Origin of the sequence: Kribbella sp. NPDC000426 (assembly GCF_040300265.1) — a bacterium.
Taxonomy (GTDB): domain Bacteria; phylum Actinomycetota; class Actinomycetes; order Propionibacteriales; family Kribbellaceae; genus Kribbella.
Map to the genome: position 1 here is coordinate 226411 of NZ_JBEPDK010000011.1, position 26204 is coordinate 252614.

Here is a 26204-nt window from a genome sequence, read left to right on the forward strand (position 1 = left end):
CGACGGCCCTGGTCGCAGCCCGCGCGGTTTCCGACGATGGCCTCGAGAGAGGAATCCCACGGCGGAAGGACGGGACCATGACCACGAGAATCACCAGTCGGCGCTGGCGCGTCGACGTCTTCGTCGACGAGCACGAGGACGACCGGACCACGCATGCCGAGGCGCGGCTGCACACCAACGACAGGACCAACCTGGTCGGCCGCGGCACCGCCCACCGCAACCCCGACGACAGCGAGATCGCCGAGATCGGCGACGAGCTGGCCGTGGCCCGCGCACTGTCGGACCTCGCCCACCAACTGCTGCACACCGCCGCCACCGACATCGAAGCAATCACCCACCAGACCGTTCGGCTGCACGGCTGACGCCGACCGACCCGCCGTGATCGGGACATTGGTCTCTGGGGAGCGCCGATGATCAGCCGGACCCTCAATTGCACCGCCGCCGTTCGGCCGCGGTGCACAGAGGGGGAGACTGATGCGATTCAATCGAACGACCGGTGTCATCGCCGGCCTCGCAATATCGTTGCTTGGCGCAACGGTCATGGCGCCCGGAACGGCAACGGGATCGAGCCTGGCAACGGCCGCGGGACCGGGGATCACGATCGTGCCGGCGCCGGTGGAGCCGGGCGAGGCCCAGTTCGTGCCGGGCACGAGCAACGTCGTACCGCCGACCGCGCCACCGGCGACGGACATCGGCAAGCAGCCGGTGCAGAGCCTGGCGGTGCCGTACTACGCGTGCCCGGGTTTCAGTGGGCTGGATGCCCAGAACCCGCTGGCCAACCTCTACCGTGACGAGTTCACCTGGGCGCCGTACGCGCCGACGAAGGTGGGCAACGGCGGCGGGAACATCAACTGGGCGGCGAACCCGTACAAGAACGCCAGCTGGTACATGTGGCTGCATTCGCTCCGCTGGCTGGGTCAGGGAATCGTTGCCGCGAGCAACGGAGATCTGACCGCGCTGACCAGGGTGGACACGATCGCGTACGACTGGTACCGCGACAACCCGTACTCGTGGAAGGGCAACGTCGGCGCCTGGGAGTCGACCATGCACCGGACCAACGTGCTGATCTGCCTGCGGCAGGCGGTGCTGTCCGGACTGCAGGTCACGACGCTGCCGGCCCACTATGCGTGGATCGACACCGCGCTGCTGAGTCACGCGCGGTTCCTCACCAACTACTGGAGTGGCGCCTGGAACCACGGCACCGACGAGAGCATCGCGCTCTTCGGCGTCGGGGTCACGCTGAACCGCAGTGACTACAAGAACCTGGCGGTCCAGCGGCTGGCTGCGGGGATCACCACGTCGATCGACTCGCAGGGATCGACCAACGAGCAGTCCACCGGTTACGCCTCGTTCAACTACTCGCTCTGGGGCCGCGCCATCGCCGTGCTGCAGAACGGCGGTGTCGATCCCGGTACCACGATGTCGACGCGGCGCGCGCTGCTGGGCAAGTGGCTGGCGCTGGCGACGAACTCGCTCGGCAAACTGCCGCAGATCGGGGACACCGAGCTGCAGGCGACGTACCCGTGGCCGGGCACGCCGATGGAGTACGCCGGTTCGCTCGGCAGCAAAGGCACCGTTCCACCGTGGCGGATCGGGGTCTACACGAACGGCTACGTCTTCGGCCGGACCGGCTGGGGGACCGATCCCGCCAGGGGGTTCACCGGTGAGTCGGCGTACAGCATCCGGTTCGGTCCGGCGCGGGCCTTCCACGGGCACAGCGACCACACCGGCATCACGTACACGGCCCGTGGCCGCGACATCGTCATCAACGGCGGGTACGCCGCGTACAACGCCGGGTGTGTGGCGCACGTGGACGCTCAGTCCGAGTGCGCACAGCGTGCTGACCACGCCGATGTCGACCGACGTGAACCCGGCGACGAAGCTGACGGCGTACTCGGTCAAGACGACGTCGGAGTCGTACCAGTTCAGCGACGCGCCCGGGTCCGGCATCAGCCGGGTCCGTTCGGTCCTGGTGTTGAAGGACCCCGACCTGCTCGTCACCTGGGACCGCGCGTCGGCGAGGACGGCTCAGGCGTTCCAGACGCTGTGGCACCTGCCGGCGGACCAACGCGCGACTGTCTACTCGCGAACCACTGCCGTTGCGATGGCGCCGGGCGACAGCACCAGGACCGTCGTCTTCCAGGTGCCCTTCCAGCAGGCGCTTCCGCCCGGGGCGATCCTGGTCAAGCAGGGTCAGACGAGTCCGATCCAGGGCTGGACCTATCCGAGCAGCTACGTCCGCAAGTCGGCGCCGACGGTCATGATGGCGCGCTCCGGCAGGACGGCGTCGATCCTGTCGTTCGTCGTCCCGGTCCGCGCGTCCGGATCGGTCACCTACAGCGCCCGCTACTCCGGTACGACGTTCGTCGTCACCCTCAACGTCGGCGGCAGGACCACCGCGATCGCCATCTCCGGCGGCGGCTCCCTGTACCGGGCCGGCTGATCCGGAGGCGTCACTTCGAGGAGACCAGCGCACGAGTCGATGCGGCTCGTGCGCCGCGGTGACGGCGTACCACGATCGCGGCGGCGGGCAGGACCGCGAGGGCAAGTGCGACGAGGACTTGCGGGGCAGTCAGAAGCTGTAGGCCGAGCAGGCTCCGTACCGGCGCGACGAAGATCGGCAGGATGTGGAGGGCGACGGCGCCTCCGACGGCGGCGTCGAGGAAGCGCAGGCGGTGCGTGCCGGGGGTGGTGGGGCGGCGGAGGGCGAGGGCGACGCCTAGTTGGGACAGGCCGAGGACGAGGTAGGTCATGGTCTGCCAAGGGGCGCCGGTGTGATGGGCCCAGGAGGCGGCGACGAGGGTGACGGCTCCGATCAGGGTGCCGGTCGCGGCGATTCGTTGCCACAGGCCCGCGCCGAGGATCTGTTCCTGGGGTGAGCGGGGCGGGCGTCGCATCGCTTCCGGGTCCGCGGGTTCGGCGCCGATGGCGACGCCGGGGAGGCCGTGGGTGAGCATGTTGATCCAGAGGATCTGACCGGGAAGCAGCGGTACGGCGAAACCGAGCAACGGGCCGATCAGCATGACCAGGATCTCGGCCAGGCCGCCGCTGAGCGCGTAGCGCAGGAACGTGCGGATGTTGGTGTAGATCCGGCGGCCTTCCTCGATCGCGGCCTCGACCGTGCCGAGGTCGTCGTCGGTGAGGACGAGGTCGGCGGCCTGGCGTGCCACCTCGGTTCCGCCGCGACCCATCGCGACGCCGATGTCGGCCCTTCGCAGCGCCGGTGCATCGTTGACACCGTCGCCGGTCATCGCGACGACGTGACCGTGCTCCTGCCAGGCGCCCACGATGTCGAGCTTCTGCTCGGGACGGATGCGGGCGAACACGTGTCCGGTGGTCGGGTCGGTCCCGTGGTCGATGTCGGCCCCGGTGATCACGCCGCCGTCACGCAGGCCGATACGCTCGGCGACAGCCAGCGCGGTACCGGGGGCGTCGCCGGTGATCAGCAGCAGGTCGACGCCGGCCCGGCCGAAGGACGTGACCACGTCGGCTGCGTTGTGCCGCACGGGATCGGTGATCGCGACCAGCCCGGCAAGGTGCAGCTCGTCCTCGGTCCGGGGCGCGCGGGGCGACACGACCTTGTCCGCGACGGCCAGGACGCGGAACCCGGCCGCCGACAGTTCCGCGGCAACTGCCTTGGCGCGCACGATGTCGCCGTACGGCGTGACCTCGGGGGTGAGCAGCACCTCCGGCGCGCCCTTCCCGATGACCAGCACGTCGTCGCGGCCGGGCTGCTCGTGGAAGGTCGTCATCCGCTTGCGGGTGCTGTCGAAAGGCAGTTCGTACACGCGTGGGCACGCCGGACCCAACTCGCCGGGATCGACGCCGCCGCGGTGGGCCAGCGTGAGCAGCGCAGCCTCGGTCGGATCGCCGATCGGCCGCCAGACGGGGTCGTCGGCGGTCGGCGGTCGGAGCGCCGCGTCGTTGCACAGGGCAACGTCACGCAGCAGGCGGAACACCGCGGCGGAGCTGGGTTCGAGCGCGCCGGCCGGGTCGTATCCCGAGCCCGAGGCGATCGCCGTACCCGACTCGGTCCAGAGCCGCTCGGCCTGCATGATGCCCTCGGTGAGCGTGCCCGTCTTGTCGGTAGCGACCACGGTCACCGCGCCGAGGGTCTCGACCGCGGGAAGCTTGCGTACGACGGCAGCGCGCTGGGCCATCCGGTGTGCGCCGATCGCGAGCGCGAGGGTGACGACCGCGGGCAGCGACTCGGGTACGGCGGCCACGGTCAGGCTGACCGCGGTGACGACCATCGACGGCAACGGCAGGCCGCGGATCAGGCCAGCGACGGCGACGACCGCGGACAGTGCAACAGCGACGATGCTCAGGACCCGGCTCAGACCGGCGAGCCGGCGCTGCAGCGGGGTGGCGCGCGGACGCTGGTTCGACAGCAGTACGGCGATCTTGCCGAGTGCGCTCAGCGTTCCGGTCCGGGTGACGACGCCGGCGCCACGGCCCCGGGTCACCACCGTGCCGGCGTACAGCTCGCCCGTCGGCTCCTTTTCGACAGGAACGGATTCGCCGGTCAGCGCGGACTCGTCGGCCTGCAGCCGGACCGCGTCGAAGAGCTGGAGATCGGCCGGTACCACGTCGCCGGCCTGGAGCAGTACGACGTCTCCCGGGACGACGTCGGCCGAGCGGATGACCGTTGTCCGGTCTCCCCGCCGTACCGTGGCATGCGGTGCGGCCAACCGGTTCAGTGCGGCCAGAGCGTGCTCGGCGCGGATCTCCTGCACGACGCCGACCGTCGTGTTGAGGACGACGACGACCAGGATCACGGTCAGGTCGGTGAGGTCGTGCAGACTGGCAGTGAGGACGGCGGCCGCGATCAGCAGCAGGATCATCGGGTCCCGCAGTTGCGCGAGCACGCGCAGCCAGGGCGACGGCGGCCGGGGAGCCGGAATCGTGTTCGGCCCGTGCTCCACCAGCGCGAGCGCGGCCTGTCGGGTGGACAGACCGCGCGGAGCCGAAACCCGGACGGTCATCGGTGGAGGGTGGTGTCGTGGTGCGGGCCGCCGCGGTCGAGCAGGTCCAGTGCGAAGACCAGCAGCAGACTGCAGACGAACGCAGCCAGCAGCAGCTCGGCGGCGGCTGTCCCCGACAGTGCGATCGCCAGGATGTAGAGCACGATGGCCAGGGCCGCCGATCCAGCTTCGGCGCGGCCGGGACGGGTCGGGCGTCCGCCGCCGCGGATGACCCAGAATGCGAGTCCGCCGAGCACCAGACCGGTTGAGGCCATCGCGCTCGAGTCCTCGATCAGCGGCATCTGGCCGTTCATCAGGTAGCCGACGTACGGAACCAGGACGGCGACGACGAGCAGCATCGCCACGACGTCACGGGCACGGAGCGTCATCCCACTCACCTCTCGGCGGACGGCTTGGGCCGGGGGATCGAGACCAGGATCCAGACGATGGCGAACAGGATCACCAAGGCCATCCGGACGTCCTCGGACCAGTCGCTGGTCCAGACCGCCATGCCCAGGACCCAGGGGAAGAACACCACCCAGGCGAGGATCTCGAGCAGGATCGGCAGGTCGCGGATCCAGGCCGCGACGTCGTCGAGTCGGCCGGCGTTCATCAGCACGAAGAACGTCACCCACAACCCGACCATCCAGACGAACCAGCCGCCCGACGCCGCCGACGCCTGGCGGACCGGGGGGCTCTGGGTCGATGACTTGGACATGGCGACTCCCTTCGGTGGATCGGCGGGGCGGCGGCCGTCCGGGACGACGCCGTCCTCGGTTCGAGCATCTGCCGGCGGCCGAGTCGGCGCATGGGCCGTTGGCCCCGGATCGGACGGGTCGTCCAGCCGGTCAGGGACGCAGTACGCCGAGGTCCTTGCCGATCACCGCGTCGACGCCGAGGCGGCGCGCGTCGGCCAGGTCGGCCACGGTGTCGACCGGCCAGGTGAACACGGCGTCCGCGGACTGTCGGAGCTCGCTGACCGTCTCGGGAGTGAGCAGTCGCCGATGGATGCACACGCCGTACACCGGCCGCCGGCGCAGACGTGACCGGAGGCGCCGCAGCCCGCGCCGGCTCCCGGCCGACAGCACGAGCCGGAGGTTCGCGCTGTCGTGAAAGGCGCCGAGCATCCACCAATGCTGGGTACAGATGGTCACCGGTCTGCCGGCCAGGGCGCGTGCGAGCCGGGGCGCCAGGCGGGGATGGATGCCTTTGAGGTCGAGCATCAACCGCGGGTCGCCGCCGGCTGCCGCCAGCAGTTGCTCGACCTCGAACACCTCGGCATCGCGCCGCCGGGCGAACTCGCCCCGGTCCCACAGCCACCACGGGCCGAGCGTCTTGCGGTGTCGCACTTCCAGGCGGCCGCGGTAGGCATGGATGTCGGCCTCGACGAGGTCCGCGCAGCCGTCGAGAGCGGTCCGTAACGTGCTCAGGTCGTTGCCGGCGCGATGCGCGACGACGAGCGGGCCGCTCATGCCGCCTCCGGCCGCCGCTCGGTGAACCAGCCCCGCCAGCGCAGGAAGAGGAACGTGCCGCCGATCAGGAGCGCGGGGATCCAGTACAGCAACGCGGTCAGCGCCACTGCCCCGAAGGCCTCCCGCCACGAGACGCCGATAGCGGCGAGCCCGGCCACCAGCGCGCCTTCGCGGGGGCTCGCGCCGTGTACTCCGGGCAGCACGCCCGCGATCTGGCTCGCGCCGAACACCGCGACCAGCTGCAGACCCGGCACCGGACCGCCGACGGCGTCGATGGCACCGACGAGAAGACCGAGGATCGTCGCCTGGTAGCCGATCGACAGCAGGATCCCGAATCCGAAGACCTTCGGCGACGGCCACGGCCAGCGGCCCGCGAGGAAGGGCCGGCGACGGCGGACCACGAGCGCCACGACGAGCACGACCGCAGCGGCGCCGAGCGCGATCGCCAGTACCGTCCACGGCAGCGTGACGCCGGTGACCACGACGGCGGCGACGAGCCCGACGGCGCCGATGAACCGGTCCAGCGCGACCTCGGCCACCGCGCTGGAACGGCGTACGTCGATGGTCTCGAGCCGGTGCACCCGCCAGAGGTCGGCGCCCGCGTGCCAGGGTGTGACGAGTCCGAGGATCTCGCTCTCGGCGTACGCACGCAGGTGCCAGCGCCGGGTCCGGCCGCTCGTGGAGATCGCGTGCCAGCGCAGCGGACACAGGACGTACTTGCCGATCGCGAACGGCAGGAGGCCGAGTGCCGCCGGCAGCAGTGCGGTGTGTGGAACGCGGTCGACGTTCCACAGTGACAGCGCGACCGCGGTGATCAGTACGGCTACGCGCGTGCCGCGGTGCGTCGCGACGCGGTGGACGCGGTTCATCAGCCGCACAAGGTGTTGCCGGCCCAGGTGCATGAGGGGTCCTTCCGGGGGCCTCCGGTCCGGCGCGGTGCGGCGCGCCCTACCGGTCAATCCGATGACTGGACGATAACCGGCCGGTTCAAGGGCCGCATCTCGACGCGGTGCGGACCTTGGTCCCGGCGAGGACGGGCGGGACGGCCCTGGGCGGTGCAGTCGTCCGGTTGCGAGCGTGGGTGGGGGAGGTGGGCCATGGTCGCCGGAAGCGACGTGTCGGTGGTGCGGGCGCTGCACCGGAATCGGCAGATCGTCCGCGAGCTGATCGTGATCGCGGCGGCCATCGCGTCGTACTTCGGGGTTCGCGGTCTGATCGCGACCCGGGTCGACGTCGCCTACCGCAACGCCGAGACCGTCGTGTCCTGGGAGCGATCAGCCGGCCTGTTCGTCGAGCCGCAGCTGCAACAGGCGGTCGTCGATCACGGCTGGCTGGTCGAGGTCCTGGGCTACATCTACATCTTCGGCCACTGGCCCGTGCTGCTGACGACGCTGCTGTGGCTGCTGATCCGGCATCGTGACGCGTACCGCGTGTTCCGCAACGCGATGCTGCTGTCCGGCTCGATCGGGCTGGTCATCTTCGCGCTGTTCCCGGTAGCGCCGCCGAGATTCCTCACCGGGTACGGGTTCGCGGACACGGTCACCGAGCACACCTCGGCGTACCGGGTGCTGCAACCGCCCGCCTTCGTGAACCAGTACGCCGCCGTACCGAGCCTGCACTTCGGCTGGAACCTGCTGATGGGGATCGCGGTGGCGAGCCTGGGCACCCACTGGAGCATTCGTTTGTTCGGCTGGCTGATGCCGGTCCTGATGCTCACCGCGATCGTGCTCACCGCCAACCACTACATCTTCGACGGCCTCGCCGGCGGAGTGATCGCCCTGCTGAGCCTGCTGGCCGCCTACCGCCTGGCAGGGCCGAAGGTCCGGGGCGGAGGGTGCTGACGGCCCTGCTGTGCGGGTGTGTCCCGCGGTGAGGTGGAGGTGGAGGACGACAGGAAGGAGATGCCATGGCGACGCTGCAGAGGCGGAACGACCGGCATCAGTTCGCGGACCTGTTCGACTGGGCAGAGGGTCTGCCGAGTCTGTTCACGGTGCCGGCGACGATGCGCGGCGTGCGGATCGAGGAGTTCACCGACGACAGCAAGTACGTCGTACGGGCGGAGCTGCCCGGTCTGGACCCGGAGAAGGACATCAAGGTCGAGGTCGCGAACGGGATGCTCACCATCTCGGCGACCCGTCTGCAGGAGGAGCACGACGGTGCTCGCTCGGAGTTCCACTACGGCACGCTCACCCGCCGGGTGCTGCTGCCGGACGGCGCCGACGAGCAGGCGGTCGTGGCGAAGTACGCGGCCGGGATCCTCGAGGTGACCGTGCCGATCGCGGCGAAGCCGGCCGAGACGCGCACGATCACGATCGAGCACACCGACTGACTCCCGCTCGGCCCGGCCCGGTGCACCTGGCCGGGCCGGGCCGGAAAGGACACGACGATGAGACGGTTGGTGATCCTCGGCGGCGGGACCGCCGGGACGACCGTGGCCAACAAGCTGCGGCGCCGGTTGCCGCTCGACGAGTGGCGGATCACGGTGATCGATCGCGACAGCCACCACGTGTACCAGCCCGGGTTGCTGTTCGTGCCGTTCGGCGGCGACGACAAGCACCTGCTGCAGCCTCGCCGGAAGACGCTGCGGGCCGGGATCCTGCTGTTGCGGGGCGAGATCGCGAAGGTCGATCCGGACGCCAAGGACGTGCGGCTCACGGACGGCCAGGTGGTCGGCTACGACTACCTGGTGATCGCCACCGGCACCAGCTCGAGGCCGGACGAGACGCCCGGCATGCTCGGGCCGGAGTGGCGCCGCAGCATTCACGACTTCTACACCTACGACGGCGCCTTCGCACTGCGCGATGCGCTGCGGGACTTCACCGGTGGGCGGCTCGTCGTGCACGTGGTCGACCAGCCGATCAAGTGTCCGGTGGCGCCGCTGGAGTTCACTTTCCTGACCGAGGAGTTCTTCCGTCGGCGGGGCATGCGGGACCAGGTCGAGCTCGTCTACGTGACGCCGCTGGACGGCGCCTTCACCAAGCCGATCGCCTCCAGGTACCTCGGCAGGCTGCTCGACGAGCGCAAGATCGCGGTCGAGACCGACTTCCTGGTGGAGCGCGTCGACGCCGGCCGCAAGACGCTGGTCAGCTACGACGAGCGCGAGATCGGCTATGACCTGCTGGTCACCGTGCCGCTGAACATGGGCGCCGGCTTCGTCGCCGCGTCCGGCCTCGGCGACGAGCTGAACTACGTGCCGGTCGACAAGCACACGCTGCAGTCGCTCGCGAACCCCGAGATCTTCGCCATTGGCGATGCCAACGATCTGCCGACCTCGAAGGCCGGCTCGGTGGCGCACTTCTCAAGCGAGATCTTCGTCGACAACTTCTGCGCGTACGTCGAGGGCCAGCCGATGACCGGCCGGTTCGACGGGCACGCGAACTGCTTCGTCGAGACCGGCGACGGCAAGGCACTGCTGATCGACTTCAACTACGACACCGAACCGCTACCGGGCCGGTTCCCGCTGGCGCACGTCGGACCGATGTCGTTGCTGCACGAGACCAGGGCGAACCACTGGGGCAAGCTCGCGTTCCGCTGGATCTACTGGCACCTGCTGCTCCCGGGCCGCCGGCTGCCCGTGCCGGCGCTGATGTCGATGAGCGGCAAACACCGACCGGACGAGGAGGTCCGACCATGACCACCGTTCACGTCGATTCCGAGGGCTTCCTCACCGAGTACGACGAGTGGACCGAAGAACTCGCGGTCCAGCTCGCAACCCAGATCGGGATCGAGCTGACCGACGAGCACTGGAAGGCGATCCGGTTCCTGCGGGAGGACTACCCGACGCACGGCGAGACCGCCACGCTGCGCCGGGTGTCGACCCTGGCCGGCATCCCGATCAAGCAGTTGTTCGTTCTGTTCCCCGGCAAGCCGGCCAAGAAGATGGCGTACGTCGCCGGCCTGCCGAAGCCCCGTGGTTGCGTGTGAGAGAGAGAAGGCACCGACATGACCACCACCGTGCCGCTGGTCGTCCCCGACTTCGGCGACGAGGCAACGCAAGGCCGCAAGCTGGCCATCATCTGCTCGAAGGGCAATCTGGACATGGCCTACCCGGGCCTGATCCTGGCGAACGCCGCTCTGGGCGAAGGTGTGGAGACCCATCTGTTCTTCACCTTCTGGGGCTTCGACATGATCACCAAGTCGCGGATGCACGACCTGAAGTTCACCATGCTCGGCAACACCGCGACGCACCTGCCGCAGGGTCTGGGCGGCCTGCCGGGGATGACCGCGATGGCCACGCACCAGATGAAGAAGCAGATCGAGGAGATCGGCGTCCCCGACGTACCGGAGTTCCTGGAGCAGATCGTCGCGTCCGGCGGTCACCTGTGGGCGTGCCGGATGTCGGCCGACATGATGCACCTCGACGAGTCCGACCTGTACGACGACGTCGAAGGCATCATCAGCGCCGCCGACTTCATCGAGAAGACCGACGGCGCCCAGATCATCTTCATCTGAGCGCCGAAGGGTGCTACCGGCCGCTCCGGAAGCTGTTCCGGGCGGCCGGTACTGCGAAGGCGAGGGCAGGCACGCACCAGAGCCAGAAGCCCCAGCCGAAGAGCATGAGGGCCAGGTGGAAGGCGATGACGGCGACGTAGCCGACGCGGGGGACCTTGACGAGCAGGATCGCGATCGTGAGCTCGGCCGCGGCGAGGAGGAGGGCCCAAACGGTCGGGTGTGCCATGAAGATGTTCTGCCAGCCGTCGTGGACCCAGCCGAAGAATGCCGTGTCGGCGAAGCCGTCGTACGACCTCGGAGTCGCGAGCGCCAGGAAGACATGGACGCAAGCCCCGGAGGCGAACAGGGCGACGAAGCCCCAGCGGATCGCCCGCCAGATGGTTGCCGATGGCATCTGAGTAGCCGGCGTGGTCATCTCAGCCGCCGGCTTCCGCGGGGATGACGGCGACGGGGCAGCCGGCGTGGTGCAGGACGGTCTGGCTGACGGAGCCGATCAGCATGCCGGCGAAACCGCCGCGACCGCGGGCGCCGATCACGATCAGGTTCGCGTCCTCGGACAGCCGTAGGATGTGCTCGGCCGGGTGGCCGGTGATCTGGATCAGTTCGGCGTCGGTGCCGCCGCGTGCGTGCACGGCCTCGCGGAGTTCGTCCTCGGTGATCCGGTGCAGCTCGCTCCCTTCGGGCTGGGCGGCGACGACCCGTACGGCGAGGTCGTGGCGGCGGGCGTGGTCGAGCCCGAAGTCCAGTGCGGCATCGCTCATCGGCGAACCGTCGTACCCGATGACGACGCGACCGCCGGGCGTGGCGCTGAGGTCGGGGCGTACCACGACGACCGGGCACCGGGCGTTGGCCGCGAGGTCGAGTCCGGTCGAGCCGATCAGGGCGCCGGCCATCAGGCCGAGCCCGCGGCTGCCGATCACGACGACCGCGGCACCGACGGAGGCCTTGACCAGCGCTGCCGACGGGGAGCCGCTCTCGATCCGGGTGTCGATGACGATCCCGGACTCCAGTCCGCGCGCGTGCGCGACGGCCTTGTAGACGATGTCGCCGGCCGCACCGGGCGAACCGCCGGGTGTCACGGTGTGCACGAGGTGCAGCGGGCTTCGCAGTACGGCGGCCTCCGTGGCACCCCAGCTGATCGCGACGTCCGCGGCGGGTGAGCCGTCGATGCCGACGACAACGGGTTTGTGCTTCACGCGGGTCTCCTCGTGACGACCGGCGACGTGATCCCGTCCCCGGCGACCAGCAGTTCTCGGAGCCGTCCGACGAAGCGGGCAGCCGGGGCGCCGTCGACGACGTCGTGATCGGCGCTCACGGTCAGTTGCAGGAACTCGCGCTCCACGAGCCGGCCCTGGAACAGGATCGGCCGTTTGGCGATGCCTCCGATGACGATGCTCAGCGTGTGCAGCTGGAAGCCGATGCCCCAGCCGGCCCCGGCACCGAACATGCCGACGGCGGTCACCCCGACGGTTCCGGCCAACGCCCGCTGGCGATGCGGCATCCGGTGCAGCCCGCCGAGCAGCGCGACCCGGACGAAGCCGGGCAGCAGCAGGTAGGCGTGGGCCCAGGGCGCCTTGTGCACCGATGGACTGAGCGACGGGTCCGTTTTGACCGCGTGGATCTCCTGCTGCAGATCCTCGACCGTACGCCGAGCTGCGTCGCGGAGCACATGGGTGAACGCGAACGGAGCGCCGTCGACCTCGACCTCGACCGGAAGGCCGATGTCGACCTCGTCGAAGACGATCTGCCGGCCCCGGAAGTCACGGTAGGCCTGCACACCGGGTTCCTCGGCCACCGCGGTGGCGATGCAATGGATCACGAACGCGGTGAACAGATGCGGCCGCAGGGCCGCCCGGGCCGACGTCACGTCGACCTCGAACAGGCCATGGATGGCATGCCGGCGCTGAGCCGCGCGCCCGGTGTCGATCACGAGCTGCCGAACCCACGGCACCCGTCGTACCTGTCCGTCCCGCACCGGTCCACCTCCTGAGCCGACTTGGCACCAGCATCCGCGCCGCGCCGCCCCGCCCGCACCGGCCGACCGGTCCATCGCACCCAGGCCTTTCGGCCCTACGAGCACAGCCCCGGACGCAGTTTTCTCGAAGCGCACGGACTCGTCGAGTCGAAGGAGAAGGATCATGCAGTACGTCGCACCCGGGCAGCCCGGGAGTCCGGTCGAGGTCAAGCCGCGGTACGAGAACTTCATCGGCGGCAGGTGGGTGGAGCCGTCCAAGGGCGAGCACCGGATCGACCTGAGCCCGGCGACCGCCGAGCCGATCACCGAGGTCGCCCACTCGACGCCCGAGGACGTCGAGCTGGCGCTGGACGCCGCGCACGCCGCCAAGGACGCCTGGGGTGAGAAGTCCGCGACCGAGCGCGCGGAGGTCCTGAACGCCGTCGCCGACGCGGTCGAGGCGAACAAGGAGATGCTGGCCGTCGCCGAGAGCTGGGAGAACGGCAAGCCGGTGCGCGAGACGCTGAACGCGGACATCCCGCTGGTCGTCGACCACTTCCGGTACTTCGCCTCCGCCGCACGCGCCGAGGAGGGCCGCAGCACCGAGATCGCCAAGGACCTGGTCGCCTACCACTTCCGTGAGCCGCTCGGGGTCGTCGGCCAGATCATCCCGTTCAACTTCCCGCTGCTGATGGCCGCGTGGAAGCTCGCCCCGGCGTGGGCCGCGGGCAACTGCTCGGTGATGAAGCCGGCCTCGCCGACACCCTGGTCGATCCTCAAGCTGGCCGAGGTCATCGGCGACGTGGTACCGCCCGGTGTGCTGAACATCGTCACCGGCCCCGGCGCCGAGATCGGCAAGGCACTGGCCACCAGCCCGCGGATCGCGAAGATCGGCTTCACCGGTGAGACCGTCACCGGCCGGCTGATCATGCAGTACGCCGCCCAGAACCTGATCCCGTCGACCGTCGAGCTCGGCGGCAAGAGCCCGAACATCTTCTTCGGTGACGTGATGGCGCACGACGACCGGTTCCTGGACAAGGCGGTCGAGGGCCTCGTGCTGTACGCGTTCAACAAGGGCGAGGTCTGCACCTGCCCGTCCCGGGCGCTGGTGCAGGAAGACATCTACGACGCCTTCATGAGCAGGTGCCTGGACCGCATCGCCGCGATCAAGCAGGGCAACCCGCTCGACACCGACACCCAGCTCGGAGCCCAGGTGTCGCAGGCGCAGCTGGACAAGATCTCGTCGTACGTCGAGATCGGCCGCGCCGAGGGCGCCGAGGTACTGATCGGCGGCGAGCGCGCCAAGATCGCCGGTGAGTTCGAGAACGGCTACTACTTCCAGCCGACCGTGCTGCGCGGCGACAACAAGATGCGGGTCTTCCAGGAGGAGATCTTCGGCCCGGTCCTCGCGGTCACCACGTTCAAGGACGAGGCGGAGGCGCTGGCGATCGCCAACGACACCCTCTACGGCCTCGGCGCGGGCGTCTGGACCCGGGACGGGAGTCGCGCGTACCGGATGGGTCGTGCCATCAAGGCCGGCCGGGTGTGGACGAACTGCTACCACCAGTACCCGGCGGGAGCGGCGTTCGGCGGTTACAAGATCTCCGGCATCGGCCGGGAGAACCACCGGATGATGCTCGACCACTACAGCCAGACCAAGAACCTCCTCGTCAGCTACAGCGACGAGCCGCTCGGTCTGTTCTGATCCCATGTCCGTCAACCGCATCACTGCCACCGCGGCCGCGCACGAGGCGATCCGTCGCCTCTGCGCGGACCGCGGGCCGGTCATGTTCGTCCAGTCCGGCGGTTGCTGCGCCGGCAGTACGCCGATGTGTTACCCGGCCGGGGAGCTGATCCTCGGTGCGGGCGACGTCCTGCTCGGCACGGTCGAGGGGTGCCCGTTCTACATCGACTACGGACTGGACCAGGCCTGGGGCGAGTCCACGTTCCAGCTCGACGTCGCGCCGGGCGACCCCGAGGGCTTCTCGCTCGCCGCCGGCCACGGCACTCGTTTCGTCACCCGATCCACAACCTGTTCCGTCGAAAGGACCACGATGAAAGCCGCCGTCGTTACCGACTTCCGCAAGCCGCTCGAGATCCAGGAGGTACCGATCCCCGAACCCGGACCGGGCGAGGTCCTGGTCCGGATGGAGACCAGCGGGCTCTGCCACACCGACATCCACGCAGCGCATGGCGACTGGCCGGTCAAGCCGGCCCCGCCCTTCGTCCCGGGCCACGAGGGCATCGGGATCATCGAGCGGCTCGGCGATGACGTGACCGAACGGGCGCTCGGCGACCGGGTCGCGATCGCGTGGCTCGGCTACGCCTGCGGCAAGTGCCGGCATTGCATCGGCGGCTGGGAAACCCTGTGCCTCGAGCAACAGAACTCCGGCTACTCCGTCAACGGCAGCTTCGCCGAGTACGCCGTCGTACCCGCGGCGTTCGCCACACCCGTGCCCGACAGCGTGTCCTCGCGCGATGCCGCTCCGCTCACGTGCGCAGGCGTCACGACGTTCAAGGCCATCAAGGTCGCCGGGGTGGCGCCGGCGGAGACCGTGGCGATCTTCGGCGTCGGAGGTCTGGGGCACCTCGCGCTGCAGTACGCACGCATCGCCGGCGGCATCACCATCGGTGTCGACATCGAGGACAGCAAGCTGGAGATGGCCAAGCAGCTCGGCGCGGACCACGTGGTGAACGCGGCCACGACCGACCCGGTCGAGGCGATCCAGGCGCTCGGCGGCGCCGACGTCGCGGTCGCGCTGGCGGCGAGCCCGCACTCGTTCGACCAGGCGTTCCGTTCGCTGCGCCGGGGCGGCCGGCTGGTCTGCGTGGCGCTGCCCGGCGACGACGGAGCGCTGAGCCTGCCGATCTTCGACACGGTGCTGAACGGCAAGACCGTGATCGGTTCGATCGTCGGCACCCGCAACGACCTGGCCGACGTCTTCGCGCTGCATGCGGCGGGCCGGACCAAGGTCATCGCCGTCGACCGCAAGCTCGACGACGTGAACCAGTCGATCGCGGACGTGCTGGCCGGCGACGTCCCGGCCCGCATCGTCTTCCAGTTCTGAGAGGTCGAGGTGAACATGCTCGTCGGCTGCCCCGCAGAGACCGCGTGGCACGAGAACCGGGTGGCGGTCACCCCCGAGGTGGTGGCGCGGCTGCGCAAGGCCGGTCTCGACGTGATCGTCGAGACCGGCGCGGGGCGCGGCGCCTGCTTCCCGGACGAGGCGTACGTCGCTGTCGGCGCACGCATCGCCGACCGGTCGGAGGTCTATGCCGGGGCGGACATCCTCGCGGTGATCCATCGGCCGGATGCCGGGCGGTTGCGGGCCGGTCAGATCGTGATCGGCCTGCTGCGGCCGGACGACGATCCCGAGGAGTTGTCCGGTGTCACCGCGCTGAGCTTCGAAGGACTGCCGCGGACGCTCAGCCGGGCGCAGTCGATGGACGTGCTCACCTCCCAGGCGAATGTCGCCGGATACAAGGCCGCAGTACTCGCGGCGGACACCTTCGGCGGCTTCTTCCCGATGATGATGACCGCTGCCGGGACCGTGCGCCCGGCGAAGGTTCTGGTACTCGGCGGGGGAGTGGCCGGCCTGCAGGCGATGGGCACGGCGCGACGCCTGGGCGCGCTCGTGACCGGGTACGACGTCCGCGCCGCGGCACGAGCCGACATCGCCTCGACCGGCGCCGCGGTGCTCGACCTCGGCGTGACCGCCGAAGGAGACGGCGGCTACGCGCGCACGCTGACCGCGGAGGAGCAAGCCGCGCAGCACCGTGCGTTGGCGGCGGCGATCCGGGAGTTCGATGTCGTCATCACGACGGCGCAGGTTCCCGGACACCGCCCGCCGGAGCTGGTGCCGGCCGCGGCGCTGGCCGCGATGGCACCGGGATCGGTGGTGGTCGATCTGGCTGCCGGCCCGCTGGGCGGCAACGTTGCGGGATCGGTGCCCGACGGCCGGATCGAGACCGGCAACGGCGTCGTCGTTGTCGGCGCGGGCGACCTCGCGGCGCAGCTGCCACGAGCCGCTTCCTCGGCGTGGGCACGCAATGTCGCGGCCCTGCTCGAGTATCTGATCCACGACGGTCGCGTGGTCCTCGACCCGGAGGACGAGATCACCGCGGGGCTGCTCGTGCCGACGAAGGAGACAGTGTCATGACCGAGGTGCTGCTGGCGGACATCACCGTGTTCGTCCTGAGTGTGCTGGTCGGGTTCGAGGTCATCACCAAGGTCCCGGCCACCCTGCACACCCCGCTGATGTCGGGTGCGAACGCCATCCACGGCGTCGTGCTGGTCGGCGTCATGATCATTGCCGCGAGCATCGATACGACGATCGGCTGCCTGCTGCTGTTCGTGGCCGCCGTGTTCGCGACCGCCAACGTCGTCGGCGGGTACGTCGTCACCGACCGGATGCTGGAGATGTTCCGCGCCGGGCCGAGGGCGGACCGATGAACACGACGACTCACCTCCTCTACCTGGGTACGGCAGTCTGCTTCGTGCTCGGACTGCACCTGATGAACTCGCCCGCGACCGCGCGCCGCGGCAACCAGCTGTCCGCCTTCGGGATGGCTGTGGCCGTCGGGCTCACCGCGGTCGTACTGGTCGACGACGCCGTCATCACGGCGACGGCGGCCGTCGTCCTCGCGCTCGGCGTGGCGGTCGGAGCGGTGGCCGGTCTGGTCGCCGCGCGGCGCGTGAAGATGACCGCGATGCCGCAACTGGTCAGCCTGTTCAACGCGGTCGGTGGTGGCGCGGCAGCTCTGATCGCCTTCACCGATGCCCTGCCGGGCTCGACGGATCAGCCGACCAGCACAACCCTCACGACGTTCCTGGACGTACTCATCGGCGCGGTGACGTTCTCAGGATCGTTGATCGCCGCGGGCAAGCTGGCCGGGATCGTGCCCGGCCGGCCGCTGACGTTCACCGGTGGCCGCCTCCTGAACCTGCTGCTCGCGCTGACCGCGCTGACCGCCGGAGTCCTGTACACGGCCCATGTCGGCGGCCTCGGGACGCTCGGGCTGGTGACCGGCGCAGCGCTGGCTATCGGTGTGCTGATGACGTTGCCGATCGGCGGGGCCGACATGCCGGTAGTGATCTCGCTACTGAACGCCTGCACCGGCACGGCGGTCGCGATGGCCGGGTTCGTGATCGGGAGTACGCCGCTGATCATCGCGGGCGCGCTGGTCGGGGCGGCCGGTGGCATCCTCACGAAGCTGATGGCGGTCGCGATGAACCGGTCGCTGCTGAGCATCATCGCGGGCGGCTTCGGTACCGGGGACGAGCAGACCACCACCGCGATCGCGGCACAGGGCACGGTTCGGTCGGTGACGGCCGACGACGCCGCCCTGCAACTGGCGTACGCGAGCAAGGTCGTCATCGTTCCCGGCTACGGACTGGCGGCGGCTCAGGCGCAGCACGAGGTCGTCGAACTCGCGCAGGCGCTGACCGAGCACGGCGTGGACGTCAGCTACGGCATCCATCCCGTGGCCGGACGGATGCCGGGTCACATGAACGTGCTGCTGGCCGAGGCGAACGCGCCGTACCCGCAGCTGAAGGACCTGGACGAGATCAACCCGCAGTTCGCGGCGACCGATGTCGTCCTGGTCGTCGGCGCGAACGACGTCACCAACCCAGCGGCCCGCCGGCCGGGGAACGCGGTGTCCGGGATGCCGATCCTCGACGTCGACAAGGCCCGCAGCGTGATCGTCGTCAAGCGTTCGCTCGGGCACGGGTACGCCGGGATCGACAACGAGCTCTACACCGAGCCGCGGACCGCGATGCTGTTCGGCGACGCGAAGGTCGTTCTCACCGCGCTGATCAACGAGCTGCAAGCCTACGTCCATTGAGGTGATCGGGATGGAAGACAAGCTGACCCAGGACGACCGCGAAGTCCTGCTGGCTGCCGCGGTGGCGGCGCCGTCGATGCACAACACGCAGCCGTGGCGGTTCCGGTTCGTGGGTTCGACCGTCGAGGTGTACCGGGACCGGGAGCGCGAACTGCCCGCCGAGGACCCGTCGCGGCGCATGCTGTTCGTCTCGCTGGGGGCGGCGATCTTCAACCTGCGCGTAGCTGCAGCGGCCCTGGGAAGTGGCGCCGAGGTGCGTCATCTGGTCGACCAGCAGCGGCCGGACCTGGTCGCGGTCGTGGAGCTCGGCGGGGCGCCGAACGAGTCGATCGCTGCGCTCGCACCGTACCTGACCGAGCGGCGGACGAACCGCGAGCCGTTCACCGAGCAGCGGCTGCCGGGACAGCTGCGGGTCCAGCTCGGTCTGTGCGCCCAGGTCGAGGGCGCCGTACTGCAGTGGATCGACAAGCCGACCCGGCGCTGGTGGTTGCGGATAGCAACGAATGAGGCGGCGACGGCCGACGACGAGGATGCGGCCAGGACCGCTGAGCGCCGGCGGTGGGTCGGTGGCGACCGGGACGCCGACGGCGTGCCGTCGAGTGCGCTGGGCTCGCGCGTCGCGGGTGGAAACCCGGTGGTGCGCGAACTGGCCGCCACCGAGGCGGACACGGCCCGTCCGGTGGCCGACTTCGAGCGGGAGCCGCAGTTGGCGGTACTCGCGACGCGGTACGACGGCCCGATCGAGTGGTTGCGGGCCGGGCAGGCGCTGGAGCACGTGCTGCTGGAGGCGACCGCGCGTGGTGTGTCGACCTCGCTGCTGAACCAGGCGATCGAGCACGAGGAACTCCGCCTGCAGATCAACGATCCACTCGGCCCGTGGCAACGCCCCCAGGCCGTCATCCGTTTCGGCTACGGCACGCCTGTCCCGCCGACGCCGCGACGCTCGCTCAAGGAGGCGTTGCTCGGCGACTGACACCGGGCCGGGTGGTCCGCCAGCTCGGGACCTTGGGCCCTGATCACATCGCCCGGGACCCGCGAGTCTGGAGATGCAGGGGGAAGACCGGCTCGCCGGAAGCGGACCCACAAAGGTGGCCACAGGCCACGAGACTCACCGTCGTCAAGACGGACCCGGTCCGGTGAGCCGGTCCCCTGCGTCCAATCATGAGAGGTAAGGGGAGGTTGTCATGAGCGCCGTGATGCATCGTTCCGGGGAGCTGTGGGTGCTCATGCAGGCTCGCCGCCTGGGCTTCGGACGCAACTCGCTGCGCCGTCCGTCGGACCGGCTCGAGGCCGCGCTGCTGTGGTGTGCGCTGATCGCCGCGCTGGTGATGCTGCCAGTCGGCGCGGCCGTCGGAACCGGCCTGCAGAGCTCGCTCGACGCATCGGCGGCGCGGCAGCGGACCAGCCTGCACGAAGTACAGGGACGGGCGCTGGAGAGCGCCGATCGCTCGGTGCCGAGCGTGCCCGCGGATGTGCTGTCGATGGTCCGGGTGTCGTATGTCGACCTGCACGGCACGGAACGGGTAGGGATGCGGAGCGTGGTGATCGGCACCAAGGCCGGCGACACCGTACCGGTCTGGCTGGACGGGTCGGGGAACATCGTCACCGCACCGCGTTCGAAGTCGGACAGCGCCGCGTTCGGCGCAACCCTCGGCATCTTCACCGTCCTCGGAGCGTGGCTCCTCCTCTGGGGCCTGTTCCGCCTCGTGCGTGTTCCGCTGGACCGCCGCCGCTACCGCGAGTGGACCAGCGAATGGCTCTCGGTCGCTCCTCGCTGGTTGCGAGGCCAGCGCTGACACCCCGCTCCGCACAGCGAAGGGCCGGCCCGCTCGGGCCGGCCCTTCGCGTTCCCCGAACGTTGTCTCAACGACGGCGGGCGATCCGCTCCATCGTGCTGTGGATCGCGGTCTCCGTGGGCTGGGGCCACAGCACGTCCCACGCGTGGAAGATGATGCCGATGCCCCAGGCGAAGATCGGGAAGACCGGCCAGAAGAAGCCGGCTCCGGTGACGTACCAGATGATCACGACGAAGGTGTTCACCAGTACGAACGCGATCACGTGACCGGCGAGCTCACGCCGCTTGCGAAGCTCTGTCACCGCCTGCTCGCGCAGTTCGTCGTCGGTGCGCGGGACCGTGCGATCGACGAGGGTCCTGTCGTCCATGACTGCCTCCTTTCCTCACCCTCAGCGTGTGCTGCCGCCGACGCACCGGTCAGGGCAGCAAGACGTGCTACGGGCGGGACCTTCGGCTCTGCTCGGGAGTCGGTCGGGGTTCGAGGCTGGCCTTGAGGAACGAGTGACGGGAGGCTGTGATGAGTGTGACGACGTACCCCGTCCTGGTGGACGGGAGACTCGACGAGCGGCTGAATCGCTGGCTCTGGTTGGTGAAATGGGTGCTGGTGATTCCGCACCTGTTCGTGCTGGCGGCATTGTGGATCGCGTTCGCGCTGCTGAGCTTCGTGGCGTTCTTCGCGATCCTGTTCACGGGCCGGTACCCGCGGAGCATCTTCGACTTCAACGTCGGCGTACTGCGCTGGACCTGGCGGGTGCAGTTCTACTCCTACGGCGCGCTCGGCACGGACAAGTATCCGCCGTTCACGTTGCGCGACGTGCCGTCGTACCCGGCGCATCTCGAGGTGAAGTACCCCGAGCATCTGTCCCGCGGACTGGTGCTGGTGAAGTGGTGGCTGCTCGCGATCCCGCAGTACATCGTGGTCGGGTTCTTCGTCGGCACCGGGACCTGGTTCGCGAGTCAGGCGGACGACCGGACCTGGGGCTGGAGCGGCGGACTCGTCGGGATCCTGGTCCTGATCGCGGCCATCGCGCTGCTGTTCACCGGACGCTACCCGCGGTCGGTGTTCGACCTGGTGCTCGGCATGAACCGGTGGGCGCTGCGGGTCGCGGCGTACGCCGGGTTGATGGTCGACCAGTACCCGCCGTTCCGCCTGGACATGGGCGGCGACGACCCTGGTACGACGAAGCTGCACGAGCCGCCACCGCCGGGTGGCCCGCCGCGTGAGCCGGAGCTGCGAATGTCGGCGGGGCGGACCGTCGCGCTGATCCTCGGCATCGTCGTCACACTGGCGTCGGTCGTCGGTCTGACCGTCGGCGGAGCGCTGGCCTGGCTCGACCAGGGGCGGCGGGACTCCGCGGGCTTCGTCACGTCGGACCAGGTGACGCTCAGCACGACCGGCTACGCCCTGACGAGCGAGAACCTGACGATCGACGCGGGCGCGACGGCGATTCCGCAGCGGTGGTTCGGGGACGCGCGCGTCCGGGTTGCGACGACGGACGGCACGCCGGTGTTCGTCGGCCTGGCGAGTTCGGCCGACGTGCGCAGCTACCTGAACGGTGTCGGCTACACGACCGTCAAGGCGGTCGGACCGGACCGGACGACGTACGACGAGCACGCCGGGCAGGCGCCGTCGACCCCGCCCACCGCGCTGCGGATCTGGCGGGTGCAGTCGTCCGGCGTGGGCGAGCAGACGATCACCTGGCCGCTGGAGAACGGCGACTGGACGCTCGTGGTGATGACGCCGGACGCCGGCCGCAACATCAGCGTCAATGCTGACGTCGGAGCCACCGCGCCGGCACTCGACTGGGCCTGGATCGCGGTGCTGGTGAGTGCGGGCATTACCTTCATGCTCGGGCTGGCGCTGGTCCTGCTGGCGGTCGTCCGGCGGCCGAAGCCGGGACCTTCGGCCCTGCAGACGCCCACGGTGCCACCGCTGGAATAGGAGCGACGGACACCACCGACTGAGGGGTCGATCATGAGCGTACGAGTAGGGATCAACGGATTCGGGCGCATCGGGCGGGACTACCTGCGCTGCGTGCTCGAACGGCGATCCAGCGGCATCGAGGTGGTCGCGATCAACGACGTCGCCGCCCCGGCGACGCTTGCCCACCTGCTGCGCTACGACTCGACGTACGGGCCTCTCGAGGAAGAGGTCGGTCACACCGACGACACGATCACGGTCGGCGGCCACACGCTGCGTGCGACTGCCGAGCGTGATCCGGCCCGGCTCGACTGGGGCGCGGTCGGCGCCGACGTCGTGATCGAGTCGACCGGCAAGTTCCGCACCCGCGACGCCGCGGGCGCACATCTGATCGCCGGAGCCCGCAAGGTGATCCTGTCGGTGCCGGGCAAGGACGTCGACACGACGGTCGTCCTCGGCGTCAACGAGGACGACTACGACCCGGCGGTCCACGACGTGATCTCGAACGCCTCGTGCACGACGAACTGCGTCGCACCGATGGTGTCGGTGCTGCACCGCGCCTTCGGCATCGAACGCGGTCTGATGACCACCATCCACAGCTACACCAACGACCAGGTGCTGCTGGACTCCCCGCACAAGGATCTGCGGCGCGGCCGTTCGGGCGCGACGAACCTGATCCCGACCAGCACCGGCGCGGCCCGGGCGGTCGGACTGGTGATCCCGGAGCTGGCCGGCAAGATCGACGGCGTCGCCGTCCGCGTCCCGGTCGAGGACGGCTCGCTGACCGACCTGTCGGTGCAGCTGACCGAGGCCGTCACGGCCGAGATCGTCAACGAGGCGTTCGCCGAGGCCGCGGCCGGACGGCTCAAGGGGATCCTGCGCTACACGACCGATCCGATCGTGTCCCGCGACATCGTCGGCGACCCGTCGTCGTGCATCTTCGACGCGCCGTTGACGCAGGTCCAGGACCAGCTGGTCAAGGTTTTCGGCTGGTACGACAACGAGTGGGGTTACACGAGCCGCCTGGTCGACCTGACCGAGCTCGTCGCCGCCTCGCTGTAGTTCGCTGTAATTCGCTGTAACAGGAGGAAACGATGAACATCGTCTGGCTGTCGGGCGATCTGGATCCGGCGGAGGTGGGCGTGAAGAACGCCCGCCTGGCCGAGCTCGCGGAGCTGGGGATCCGAGTCCCGCAGGCGTTCGCCGTCACCGCGTCGGCGTACCGGGAGTTCGTCCGGGAGGCACGTCTCGGTCCGTCGATCGCGCAGTCGATCCGACGGTTCCGGGCCGGTCGCGACGTGGTGGTGGCAGCTGCTGAGATCCGTTCGGCGTTCCGGGACGCGGAGCTGCCGCAGGCGCTGATCGACGACATCCTGACCGGCTACGACAAGCTCGGCGGCGAAGGTACCGAGGTCGCCGTACGGTGCAGCCCCGTCGAAGCGGCCGACGAGGCGCAGGCCGAGGTCTTCCTGCATCTGCGGAGCGGTGCGGATGTGGTCGCGGCCTGCCGGCGCTGCTTCGCCTCGCTGTTCAGTACGGTTGCCGTCGGCAACCGCGAGGTGACCGGAGCCGACCACCTGAACGCCGTGATGCCGGTGACCGTGCAGACCATGGTGCGGGCCGACCTCGGCAGCTCGGGCACGGCGCGCGGCGAGAGTACGTTCGTGCGCGTCCGGGCCGCATGGGGCCTGGGGGAGCCGCCCGTTGCCGACGCCGACCAGTACTCGGTCCACCCGGGCCGCAGCCCGCTGGTCGTACGGCACCGCGGCGCCAAGCTGACCAAGTCGGTGTACGCCGATCCACGCGGCATCCGGACCGTCCCCACGACCTACGACGAGCGGATGGCCCTGGTGCTGACCGACGACGAGCTGCAGCAGCTCGCCGGCTGGTCGGTCCTGGCCGACAAGCACTTCCGCCGCCCGATGACCCTGCAGTGGGCCAAGGACGGCGAGACGGGCAAGCTGTCCGTGGTCGAGGCCCTGCCCTGGGCGATGCCCGCCGTCACCATCGCGGCCGGCGGCCGCCCGGTCGCCGTGCCACAGCCAGGGTGATTGCGATGTTCGAGGTGCGGATCCACGGTCGCGGCGGCCAGGGTGTGGTGACGACGGCGGAGCTGCTGTCGGTCGCGGCCTTCACCGAAGGGCGGGAGGCGCAGGCGTTCCCGACCTTCGGCTCCGAACGGACCGGTGCGCCGGTGGTCGGGTTCTGCCGGATCGACAACCGTCCGATCCGGGCTCATGAGCCGATCGCCGAGCCGGACGCCGTGATCGTCCAGGACTCGACGCTCATCCATCACGCGGACGTCTTCGGCGGTCTGCGCAGCGACGGGTACCTGCTGCTGAACACGTCACGCTCGCTCGCCGAGCTGGGTCTGGATTCGTTCGTGCGGCAGTTCAGGCCCGAGCGGGTGCTGACCGTGCCGGCGACCGAGCTGGCGCTGACCCACCTGGGCCGGCCGCTGCCGGGCGCCGTGCTACTGGGCGCCTTCGCGGCGCTCACCGGTCAGGTGCAGGTCGAGTCGGTGGTCGCGGTCGTGCAGGACCGATTCTCCGGGACAGTTGCCGCTGGCAACATCGCGGCGATCCGCGCCGCGTACGACCTGGCCCGCCGGACCCTCGAGGAGGCTGCTGATGCGCTCACAGATTGAAGGATCGCGAGCCGTCGCGCAGACGGTGGCGCGCTGCCGTCCCGAGGTGGTCTGCGCCTATCCGATCTCGCCGCAGACGCATATCGTCGAGGCGCTCAGCGTGCTGGTCGCCAACGGCGAGCTCGCACCGTGCGAGTTCGTGAACGTCGAGTCCGAGTTCGCGGCGATGTCGGTCGCGATCGGTGCGTCGGCGGCCGGCGCCCGGGCGTACACGGCGACCGCGAGCCAGGGCCTGCTGTACATGACCGAGGCGCTGTTCAACGCGTCCGGACTCGGCCTGCCGATCGTGATGACAGTGGCCAACCGGGCGATCGGGGCGCCGATCAACATCTGGAACGACCACAGCGACGCGATGTCGCAGCGCGACTCCGGCTGGATCCAGCTGTACGCCGAGAGCAACCAGGAGGCGGCCGACCTGCAGGTGCAGGCGTTCCGGATCGCGGAGGAGCTCTCGTTGCCGGTGATGGTGTGTATGGACGGCTTCGTGCTGACACATGCGGTCGAGGGCATCGACGTACCGTCACCGGAGCAGGTGGACGCGTTCCTCCCGCCGTACCGGCCGCGGCAGGTGCTGGACCCGGACGACCCGATGACCATCGGGGCGATGGTCGGACCGGATGCCTTCACCGAGGTCCGGTACCTCGCGCACGCACGGCATCTCGAGGCGCTGAATGTGATTCCGCGGGTCGCGGACGACTTCGCGCGAGAGTTCTGGCGCAGCTCCGGCGGGCTGGTCCGGCCGTACGGTTGCCTGGGCGCGGAGACCGTCGTGGTGGCGCTGGGGTCGGTGCTGGGCACGCTGAAGGACACCGTGGACGAGCTGCGGGCCGAGGGCGAGAGCATCGGCGTGCTGGGTGTGACAACGTTCCGGCCGTTCCCGTCCGCGGCCGTGCGGGCAGCGCTTCGCGAGGCGCGGCGGATCGTCGTCCTGGAACGGGCGCTCGCGGTCGGCGTCGGCGGGATCGTCTCCGCGGACGTCCGCGGGAGCTTGCCGGAGGCAACGATCACCACGGTGGTCGCGGGACTCGGCGGCCGGCCGGTGACGAAGGCGTCGCTGCGCGCGATGCTGACCGACGCCGTCGCCGATCGGCTCGAACCGTTGACGTTCCTGGATCTCAAGCACGACGTGGTCGAGCACGAGTTGAGCTGAGA

28 protein-coding genes are annotated in these 26204 nt (G+C 69.8%); 19 read left to right on the forward strand and 9 right to left on the reverse strand.

The genetic code is table 11. From position 1 onward, the window contains the following. Positions 1 to 77: 77 nt before the first annotated feature. Both ABT313_RS42065 and ABT313_RS42070 read left to right on the forward strand, forming a co-directional pair. Positions 78 to 362, forward strand: a complete 285-nt coding sequence (locus ABT313_RS42065) for a DUF1876 domain-containing protein (protein ID WP_350866259.1) — start codon at positions 78 to 80, stop codon at positions 360 to 362. 112 nt (positions 363 to 474) lie between these two features. Next, positions 475 to 2505 (forward strand): hypothetical protein, encoded by a 2031-nt coding sequence (locus tag ABT313_RS42070; protein WP_350866261.1) that lies wholly within the window; start codon positions 475 to 477, stop codon positions 2503 to 2505. Here the strand turns inward: ABT313_RS42070 and ABT313_RS42075 are convergent. The 5 genes from ABT313_RS42075 to ABT313_RS42095 all read right to left on the reverse strand — a co-directional run bounded on the left by ABT313_RS42075 (position 2454) and on the right by ABT313_RS42095 (position 7338). Further along, complete coding sequence (locus ABT313_RS42075) at positions 2454 to 4985, reverse strand: cation-translocating P-type ATPase (RefSeq protein WP_350866263.1); 2532 nt, start codon at positions 4983 to 4985, stop codon at positions 2454 to 2456. The genes ABT313_RS42070 and ABT313_RS42075 overlap by 52 nt on opposite strands. Further along, positions 4982 to 5353 (reverse strand): hypothetical protein, encoded by a 372-nt coding sequence (locus ABT313_RS42080; RefSeq protein WP_350866264.1) that lies wholly within the window; start codon positions 5351 to 5353, stop codon positions 4982 to 4984. The genes ABT313_RS42075 and ABT313_RS42080 overlap by 4 nt, the downstream gene beginning before the upstream one ends. A gap of 5 nt (positions 5354 to 5358) precedes the next feature. Next, on the reverse strand, positions 5359 to 5682 hold the full coding sequence (locus ABT313_RS42085) for a hypothetical protein (RefSeq protein WP_350866266.1): 324 nt from the start codon (positions 5680 to 5682) through the stop codon (positions 5359 to 5361). Between the two features lie 130 nt (positions 5683 to 5812). Continuing rightward, positions 5813 to 6436 (reverse strand): glycerophosphodiester phosphodiesterase, encoded by a 624-nt coding sequence (locus ABT313_RS42090; protein WP_350866268.1) that lies wholly within the window; start codon positions 6434 to 6436, stop codon positions 5813 to 5815. Continuing rightward, positions 6433 to 7338, reverse strand: coding sequence for a lysylphosphatidylglycerol synthase domain-containing protein (locus ABT313_RS42095; protein WP_350866269.1), 906 nt, complete (start codon positions 7336 to 7338; stop codon positions 6433 to 6435). Before ABT313_RS42095 ends, ABT313_RS42090 begins: the two co-directional genes overlap by 4 nt. A 195-nt stretch (positions 7339 to 7533) precedes the next feature. Between ABT313_RS42095 and ABT313_RS42100 the strand changes: the two genes are divergently transcribed. The 5 genes from ABT313_RS42100 (at position 7534) to ABT313_RS42120 (ending at position 10888) form a co-directional block, all read left to right on the forward strand. After that, positions 7534 to 8277 (forward strand): phosphatase PAP2 family protein, encoded by a 744-nt coding sequence (locus ABT313_RS42100; RefSeq protein WP_350866270.1) that lies wholly within the window; start codon positions 7534 to 7536, stop codon positions 8275 to 8277. 65 nt (positions 8278 to 8342) lie between these two features. Further along, positions 8343 to 8765 carry an Hsp20/alpha crystallin family protein gene (locus ABT313_RS42105; protein ID WP_350866272.1) on the forward strand — a complete coding sequence of 141 codons (423 nt, stop codon included), beginning with the start codon at positions 8343 to 8345 and terminating at the stop codon, positions 8763 to 8765. A 57-nt stretch (positions 8766 to 8822) separates the two neighbouring features. Then, positions 8823 to 10070: a type III sulfide quinone reductase, selenoprotein subtype gene (gene sqr, locus ABT313_RS42110; RefSeq protein WP_350866274.1), complete on the forward strand. Its 1248-nt coding sequence runs from the start codon at positions 8823 to 8825 to the stop codon at positions 10068 to 10070. Then, positions 10067 to 10360 carry a TusE/DsrC/DsvC family sulfur relay protein gene (locus ABT313_RS42115; RefSeq protein WP_350866276.1) on the forward strand — a complete coding sequence of 98 codons (294 nt, stop codon included), beginning with the start codon at positions 10067 to 10069 and terminating at the stop codon, positions 10358 to 10360. The genes sqr and ABT313_RS42115 overlap by 4 nt, the downstream gene beginning before the upstream one ends. Positions 10361 to 10378: 18 nt before the next feature. Beyond that, positions 10379 to 10888 (forward strand): DsrE/DsrF/DrsH-like family protein, encoded by a 510-nt coding sequence (locus tag ABT313_RS42120; RefSeq protein WP_350866278.1) that lies wholly within the window; start codon positions 10379 to 10381, stop codon positions 10886 to 10888. Positions 10889 to 10901: 13 nt separating this feature from the next. On the opposite strand, the gene ABT313_RS42125 is transcribed toward ABT313_RS42120, so the two are convergent. Genes ABT313_RS42125 through ABT313_RS42135 form a run of 3 tightly spaced genes read right to left on the reverse strand, consistent with a single transcriptional unit; the run spans position 10902 to position 12863 of the window. Further along, positions 10902 to 11282, reverse strand: a complete 381-nt coding sequence (locus tag ABT313_RS42125; protein ID WP_350866280.1) for a hypothetical protein — start codon at positions 11280 to 11282, stop codon at positions 10902 to 10904. Between the two features lie 22 nt (positions 11283 to 11304). Continuing rightward, positions 11305 to 12084 (reverse strand): universal stress protein, encoded by a 780-nt coding sequence (locus ABT313_RS42130; protein ID WP_350866282.1) that lies wholly within the window; start codon positions 12082 to 12084, stop codon positions 11305 to 11307. Further along, on the reverse strand, positions 12081 to 12863 hold the full coding sequence (locus ABT313_RS42135) for a 2-oxo acid dehydrogenase subunit E2 (RefSeq protein ID WP_350866284.1): 783 nt from the start codon (positions 12861 to 12863) through the stop codon (positions 12081 to 12083). The genes ABT313_RS42130 and ABT313_RS42135 overlap by 4 nt, the downstream gene beginning before the upstream one ends. Positions 12864 to 13023: 160 nt before the next feature. Between ABT313_RS42135 and ABT313_RS42140 the strand changes: the two genes are divergently transcribed. The 7 genes from ABT313_RS42140 (at position 13024) to ABT313_RS42170 (ending at position 20485) form a co-directional block, all read left to right on the forward strand. Continuing rightward, a complete protein-coding gene (locus tag ABT313_RS42140; protein WP_502884063.1) occupies positions 13024 to 14547 on the forward strand; it encodes an aldehyde dehydrogenase family protein in 1524 nt (507 codons plus the stop codon). A gap of 4 nt (positions 14548 to 14551) precedes the next feature. Next, positions 14552 to 15910, forward strand: coding sequence for a DUF779 domain-containing protein (locus ABT313_RS42145; protein WP_350866287.1), 1359 nt, complete (start codon positions 14552 to 14554; stop codon positions 15908 to 15910). A gap of 15 nt (positions 15911 to 15925) precedes the next feature. Continuing rightward, positions 15926 to 17002 (forward strand): Rossmann-fold NAD(P)-binding domain-containing protein, encoded by a 1077-nt coding sequence (locus ABT313_RS42150; protein ID WP_350866335.1) that lies wholly within the window; start codon positions 15926 to 15928, stop codon positions 17000 to 17002. Continuing rightward, entirely contained in the window at positions 16999 to 17295 is a 297-nt protein-coding gene (locus ABT313_RS42155) for an NAD(P) transhydrogenase subunit alpha part 2 (RefSeq protein ID WP_350866289.1), read from the forward strand. The genes ABT313_RS42150 and ABT313_RS42155 overlap by 4 nt, the downstream gene beginning before the upstream one ends. Next, positions 17292 to 18689, forward strand: a complete 1398-nt coding sequence (locus ABT313_RS42160; protein ID WP_350866290.1) for an NAD(P)(+) transhydrogenase (Re/Si-specific) subunit beta — start codon at positions 17292 to 17294, stop codon at positions 18687 to 18689. Before ABT313_RS42155 ends, ABT313_RS42160 begins: the two co-directional genes overlap by 4 nt. A gap of 10 nt (positions 18690 to 18699) precedes the next feature. Then, positions 18700 to 19662: an Acg family FMN-binding oxidoreductase gene (locus ABT313_RS42165; RefSeq protein WP_350866291.1), complete on the forward strand. Its 963-nt coding sequence runs from the start codon at positions 18700 to 18702 to the stop codon at positions 19660 to 19662. A gap of 211 nt (positions 19663 to 19873) precedes the next feature. Beyond that, a complete protein-coding gene (locus tag ABT313_RS42170) occupies positions 19874 to 20485 on the forward strand; it encodes an Rv1733c family protein (RefSeq protein ID WP_350866292.1) in 612 nt (203 codons plus the stop codon). Between the two features lie 67 nt (positions 20486 to 20552). On the opposite strand, the gene ABT313_RS42175 is transcribed toward ABT313_RS42170, so the two are convergent. Beyond that, a complete protein-coding gene (locus tag ABT313_RS42175) occupies positions 20553 to 20852 on the reverse strand; it encodes a 2TM domain-containing protein (RefSeq protein ID WP_350866294.1) in 300 nt (99 codons plus the stop codon). A 149-nt stretch (positions 20853 to 21001) separates the two neighbouring features. Between ABT313_RS42175 and ABT313_RS42180 the strand changes: the two genes are divergently transcribed. From ABT313_RS42180 to ABT313_RS42200, 5 genes are read left to right on the forward strand one after another with little or no spacing between them, the layout of a single operon-like run. Next, complete coding sequence (locus ABT313_RS42180) at positions 21002 to 22426, forward strand: DUF4389 domain-containing protein (RefSeq protein ID WP_350866296.1); 1425 nt, start codon at positions 21002 to 21004, stop codon at positions 22424 to 22426. Positions 22427 to 22459: 33 nt separating this feature from the next. Then, on the forward strand, positions 22460 to 23467 hold the full coding sequence (gene gap, locus ABT313_RS42185; RefSeq protein ID WP_350866298.1) for a type I glyceraldehyde-3-phosphate dehydrogenase: 1008 nt from the start codon (positions 22460 to 22462) through the stop codon (positions 23465 to 23467). A 32-nt stretch (positions 23468 to 23499) separates the two neighbouring features. Next, positions 23500 to 24456, forward strand: a complete 957-nt coding sequence (locus ABT313_RS42190; RefSeq protein ID WP_350866300.1) for a PEP/pyruvate-binding domain-containing protein — start codon at positions 23500 to 23502, stop codon at positions 24454 to 24456. A 5-nt stretch (positions 24457 to 24461) separates the two neighbouring features. Next, entirely contained in the window at positions 24462 to 25052 is a 591-nt protein-coding gene (locus ABT313_RS42195) for a 2-oxoacid:acceptor oxidoreductase family protein (RefSeq protein WP_350866302.1), read from the forward strand. Then, complete coding sequence (locus tag ABT313_RS42200; RefSeq protein ID WP_350866304.1) at positions 25036 to 26202, forward strand: transketolase C-terminal domain-containing protein; 1167 nt, start codon at positions 25036 to 25038, stop codon at positions 26200 to 26202. The genes ABT313_RS42195 and ABT313_RS42200 overlap by 17 nt, the downstream gene beginning before the upstream one ends. The last annotated feature ends 2 nt before the right edge of the window (positions 26203 to 26204 follow it).

Coding starts and splice junctions, on each gene's coding strand:
- ABT313_RS42105 (WP_350866272.1), top strand. CDS start 8,343: ATGGCGACGCTGCAGAGGCGGAACGACCGGCATCAGTTCGCGGACCTG.
- ABT313_RS42075 (WP_350866263.1), bottom strand. CDS start 4,985: ATGACCGTCCGGGTTTCGGCTCCGCGCGGTCTGTCCACCCGACAGGCC.
- ABT313_RS42095 (WP_350866269.1), bottom strand. CDS start 7,338: ATGCACCTGGGCCGGCAACACCTTGTGCGGCTGATGAACCGCGTCCAC.
- ABT313_RS42190 (WP_350866300.1), top strand. CDS start 23,500: ATGAACATCGTCTGGCTGTCGGGCGATCTGGATCCGGCGGAGGTGGGC.
- ABT313_RS42070 (WP_350866261.1), top strand. CDS start 475: ATGCGATTCAATCGAACGACCGGTGTCATCGCCGGCCTCGCAATATCG.
- ABT313_RS42160 (WP_350866290.1), top strand. CDS start 17,292: ATGAACACGACGACTCACCTCCTCTACCTGGGTACGGCAGTCTGCTTC.
- ABT313_RS42090 (WP_350866268.1), bottom strand. CDS start 6,436: ATGAGCGGCCCGCTCGTCGTCGCGCATCGCGCCGGCAACGACCTGAGC.
- ABT313_RS42080 (WP_350866264.1), bottom strand. CDS start 5,353: ATGACGCTCCGTGCCCGTGACGTCGTGGCGATGCTGCTCGTCGTCGCC.
- sqr (WP_350866274.1), top strand. CDS start 8,823: ATGAGACGGTTGGTGATCCTCGGCGGCGGGACCGCCGGGACGACCGTG.
- ABT313_RS42100 (WP_350866270.1), top strand. CDS start 7,534: ATGGTCGCCGGAAGCGACGTGTCGGTGGTGCGGGCGCTGCACCGGAAT.
- ABT313_RS42200 (WP_350866304.1), top strand. CDS start 25,036: ATGCGCTCACAGATTGAAGGATCGCGAGCCGTCGCGCAGACGGTGGCG.
- ABT313_RS42115 (WP_350866276.1), top strand. CDS start 10,067: ATGACCACCGTTCACGTCGATTCCGAGGGCTTCCTCACCGAGTACGAC.
- ABT313_RS42085 (WP_350866266.1), bottom strand. CDS start 5,682: ATGTCCAAGTCATCGACCCAGAGCCCCCCGGTCCGCCAGGCGTCGGCG.
- ABT313_RS42195 (WP_350866302.1), top strand. CDS start 24,462: ATGTTCGAGGTGCGGATCCACGGTCGCGGCGGCCAGGGTGTGGTGACG.
- ABT313_RS42155 (WP_350866289.1), top strand. CDS start 16,999: ATGACCGAGGTGCTGCTGGCGGACATCACCGTGTTCGTCCTGAGTGTG.
- ABT313_RS42145 (WP_350866287.1), top strand. CDS start 14,552: ATGTCCGTCAACCGCATCACTGCCACCGCGGCCGCGCACGAGGCGATC.
- ABT313_RS42125 (WP_350866280.1), bottom strand. CDS start 11,282: ATGCCATCGGCAACCATCTGGCGGGCGATCCGCTGGGGCTTCGTCGCC.
- ABT313_RS42165 (WP_350866291.1), top strand. CDS start 18,700: ATGGAAGACAAGCTGACCCAGGACGACCGCGAAGTCCTGCTGGCTGCC.
- ABT313_RS42120 (WP_350866278.1), top strand. CDS start 10,379: ATGACCACCACCGTGCCGCTGGTCGTCCCCGACTTCGGCGACGAGGCA.
- ABT313_RS42180 (WP_350866296.1), top strand. CDS start 21,002: ATGAGTGTGACGACGTACCCCGTCCTGGTGGACGGGAGACTCGACGAG.
- gap (WP_350866298.1), top strand. CDS start 22,460: ATGAGCGTACGAGTAGGGATCAACGGATTCGGGCGCATCGGGCGGGAC.
- ABT313_RS42170 (WP_350866292.1), top strand. CDS start 19,874: ATGAGCGCCGTGATGCATCGTTCCGGGGAGCTGTGGGTGCTCATGCAG.
- ABT313_RS42065 (WP_350866259.1), top strand. CDS start 78: ATGACCACGAGAATCACCAGTCGGCGCTGGCGCGTCGACGTCTTCGTC.
- ABT313_RS42175 (WP_350866294.1), bottom strand. CDS start 20,852: ATGGACGACAGGACCCTCGTCGATCGCACGGTCCCGCGCACCGACGAC.
- ABT313_RS42150 (WP_350866335.1), top strand. CDS start 15,926: ATGCTCGTCGGCTGCCCCGCAGAGACCGCGTGGCACGAGAACCGGGTG.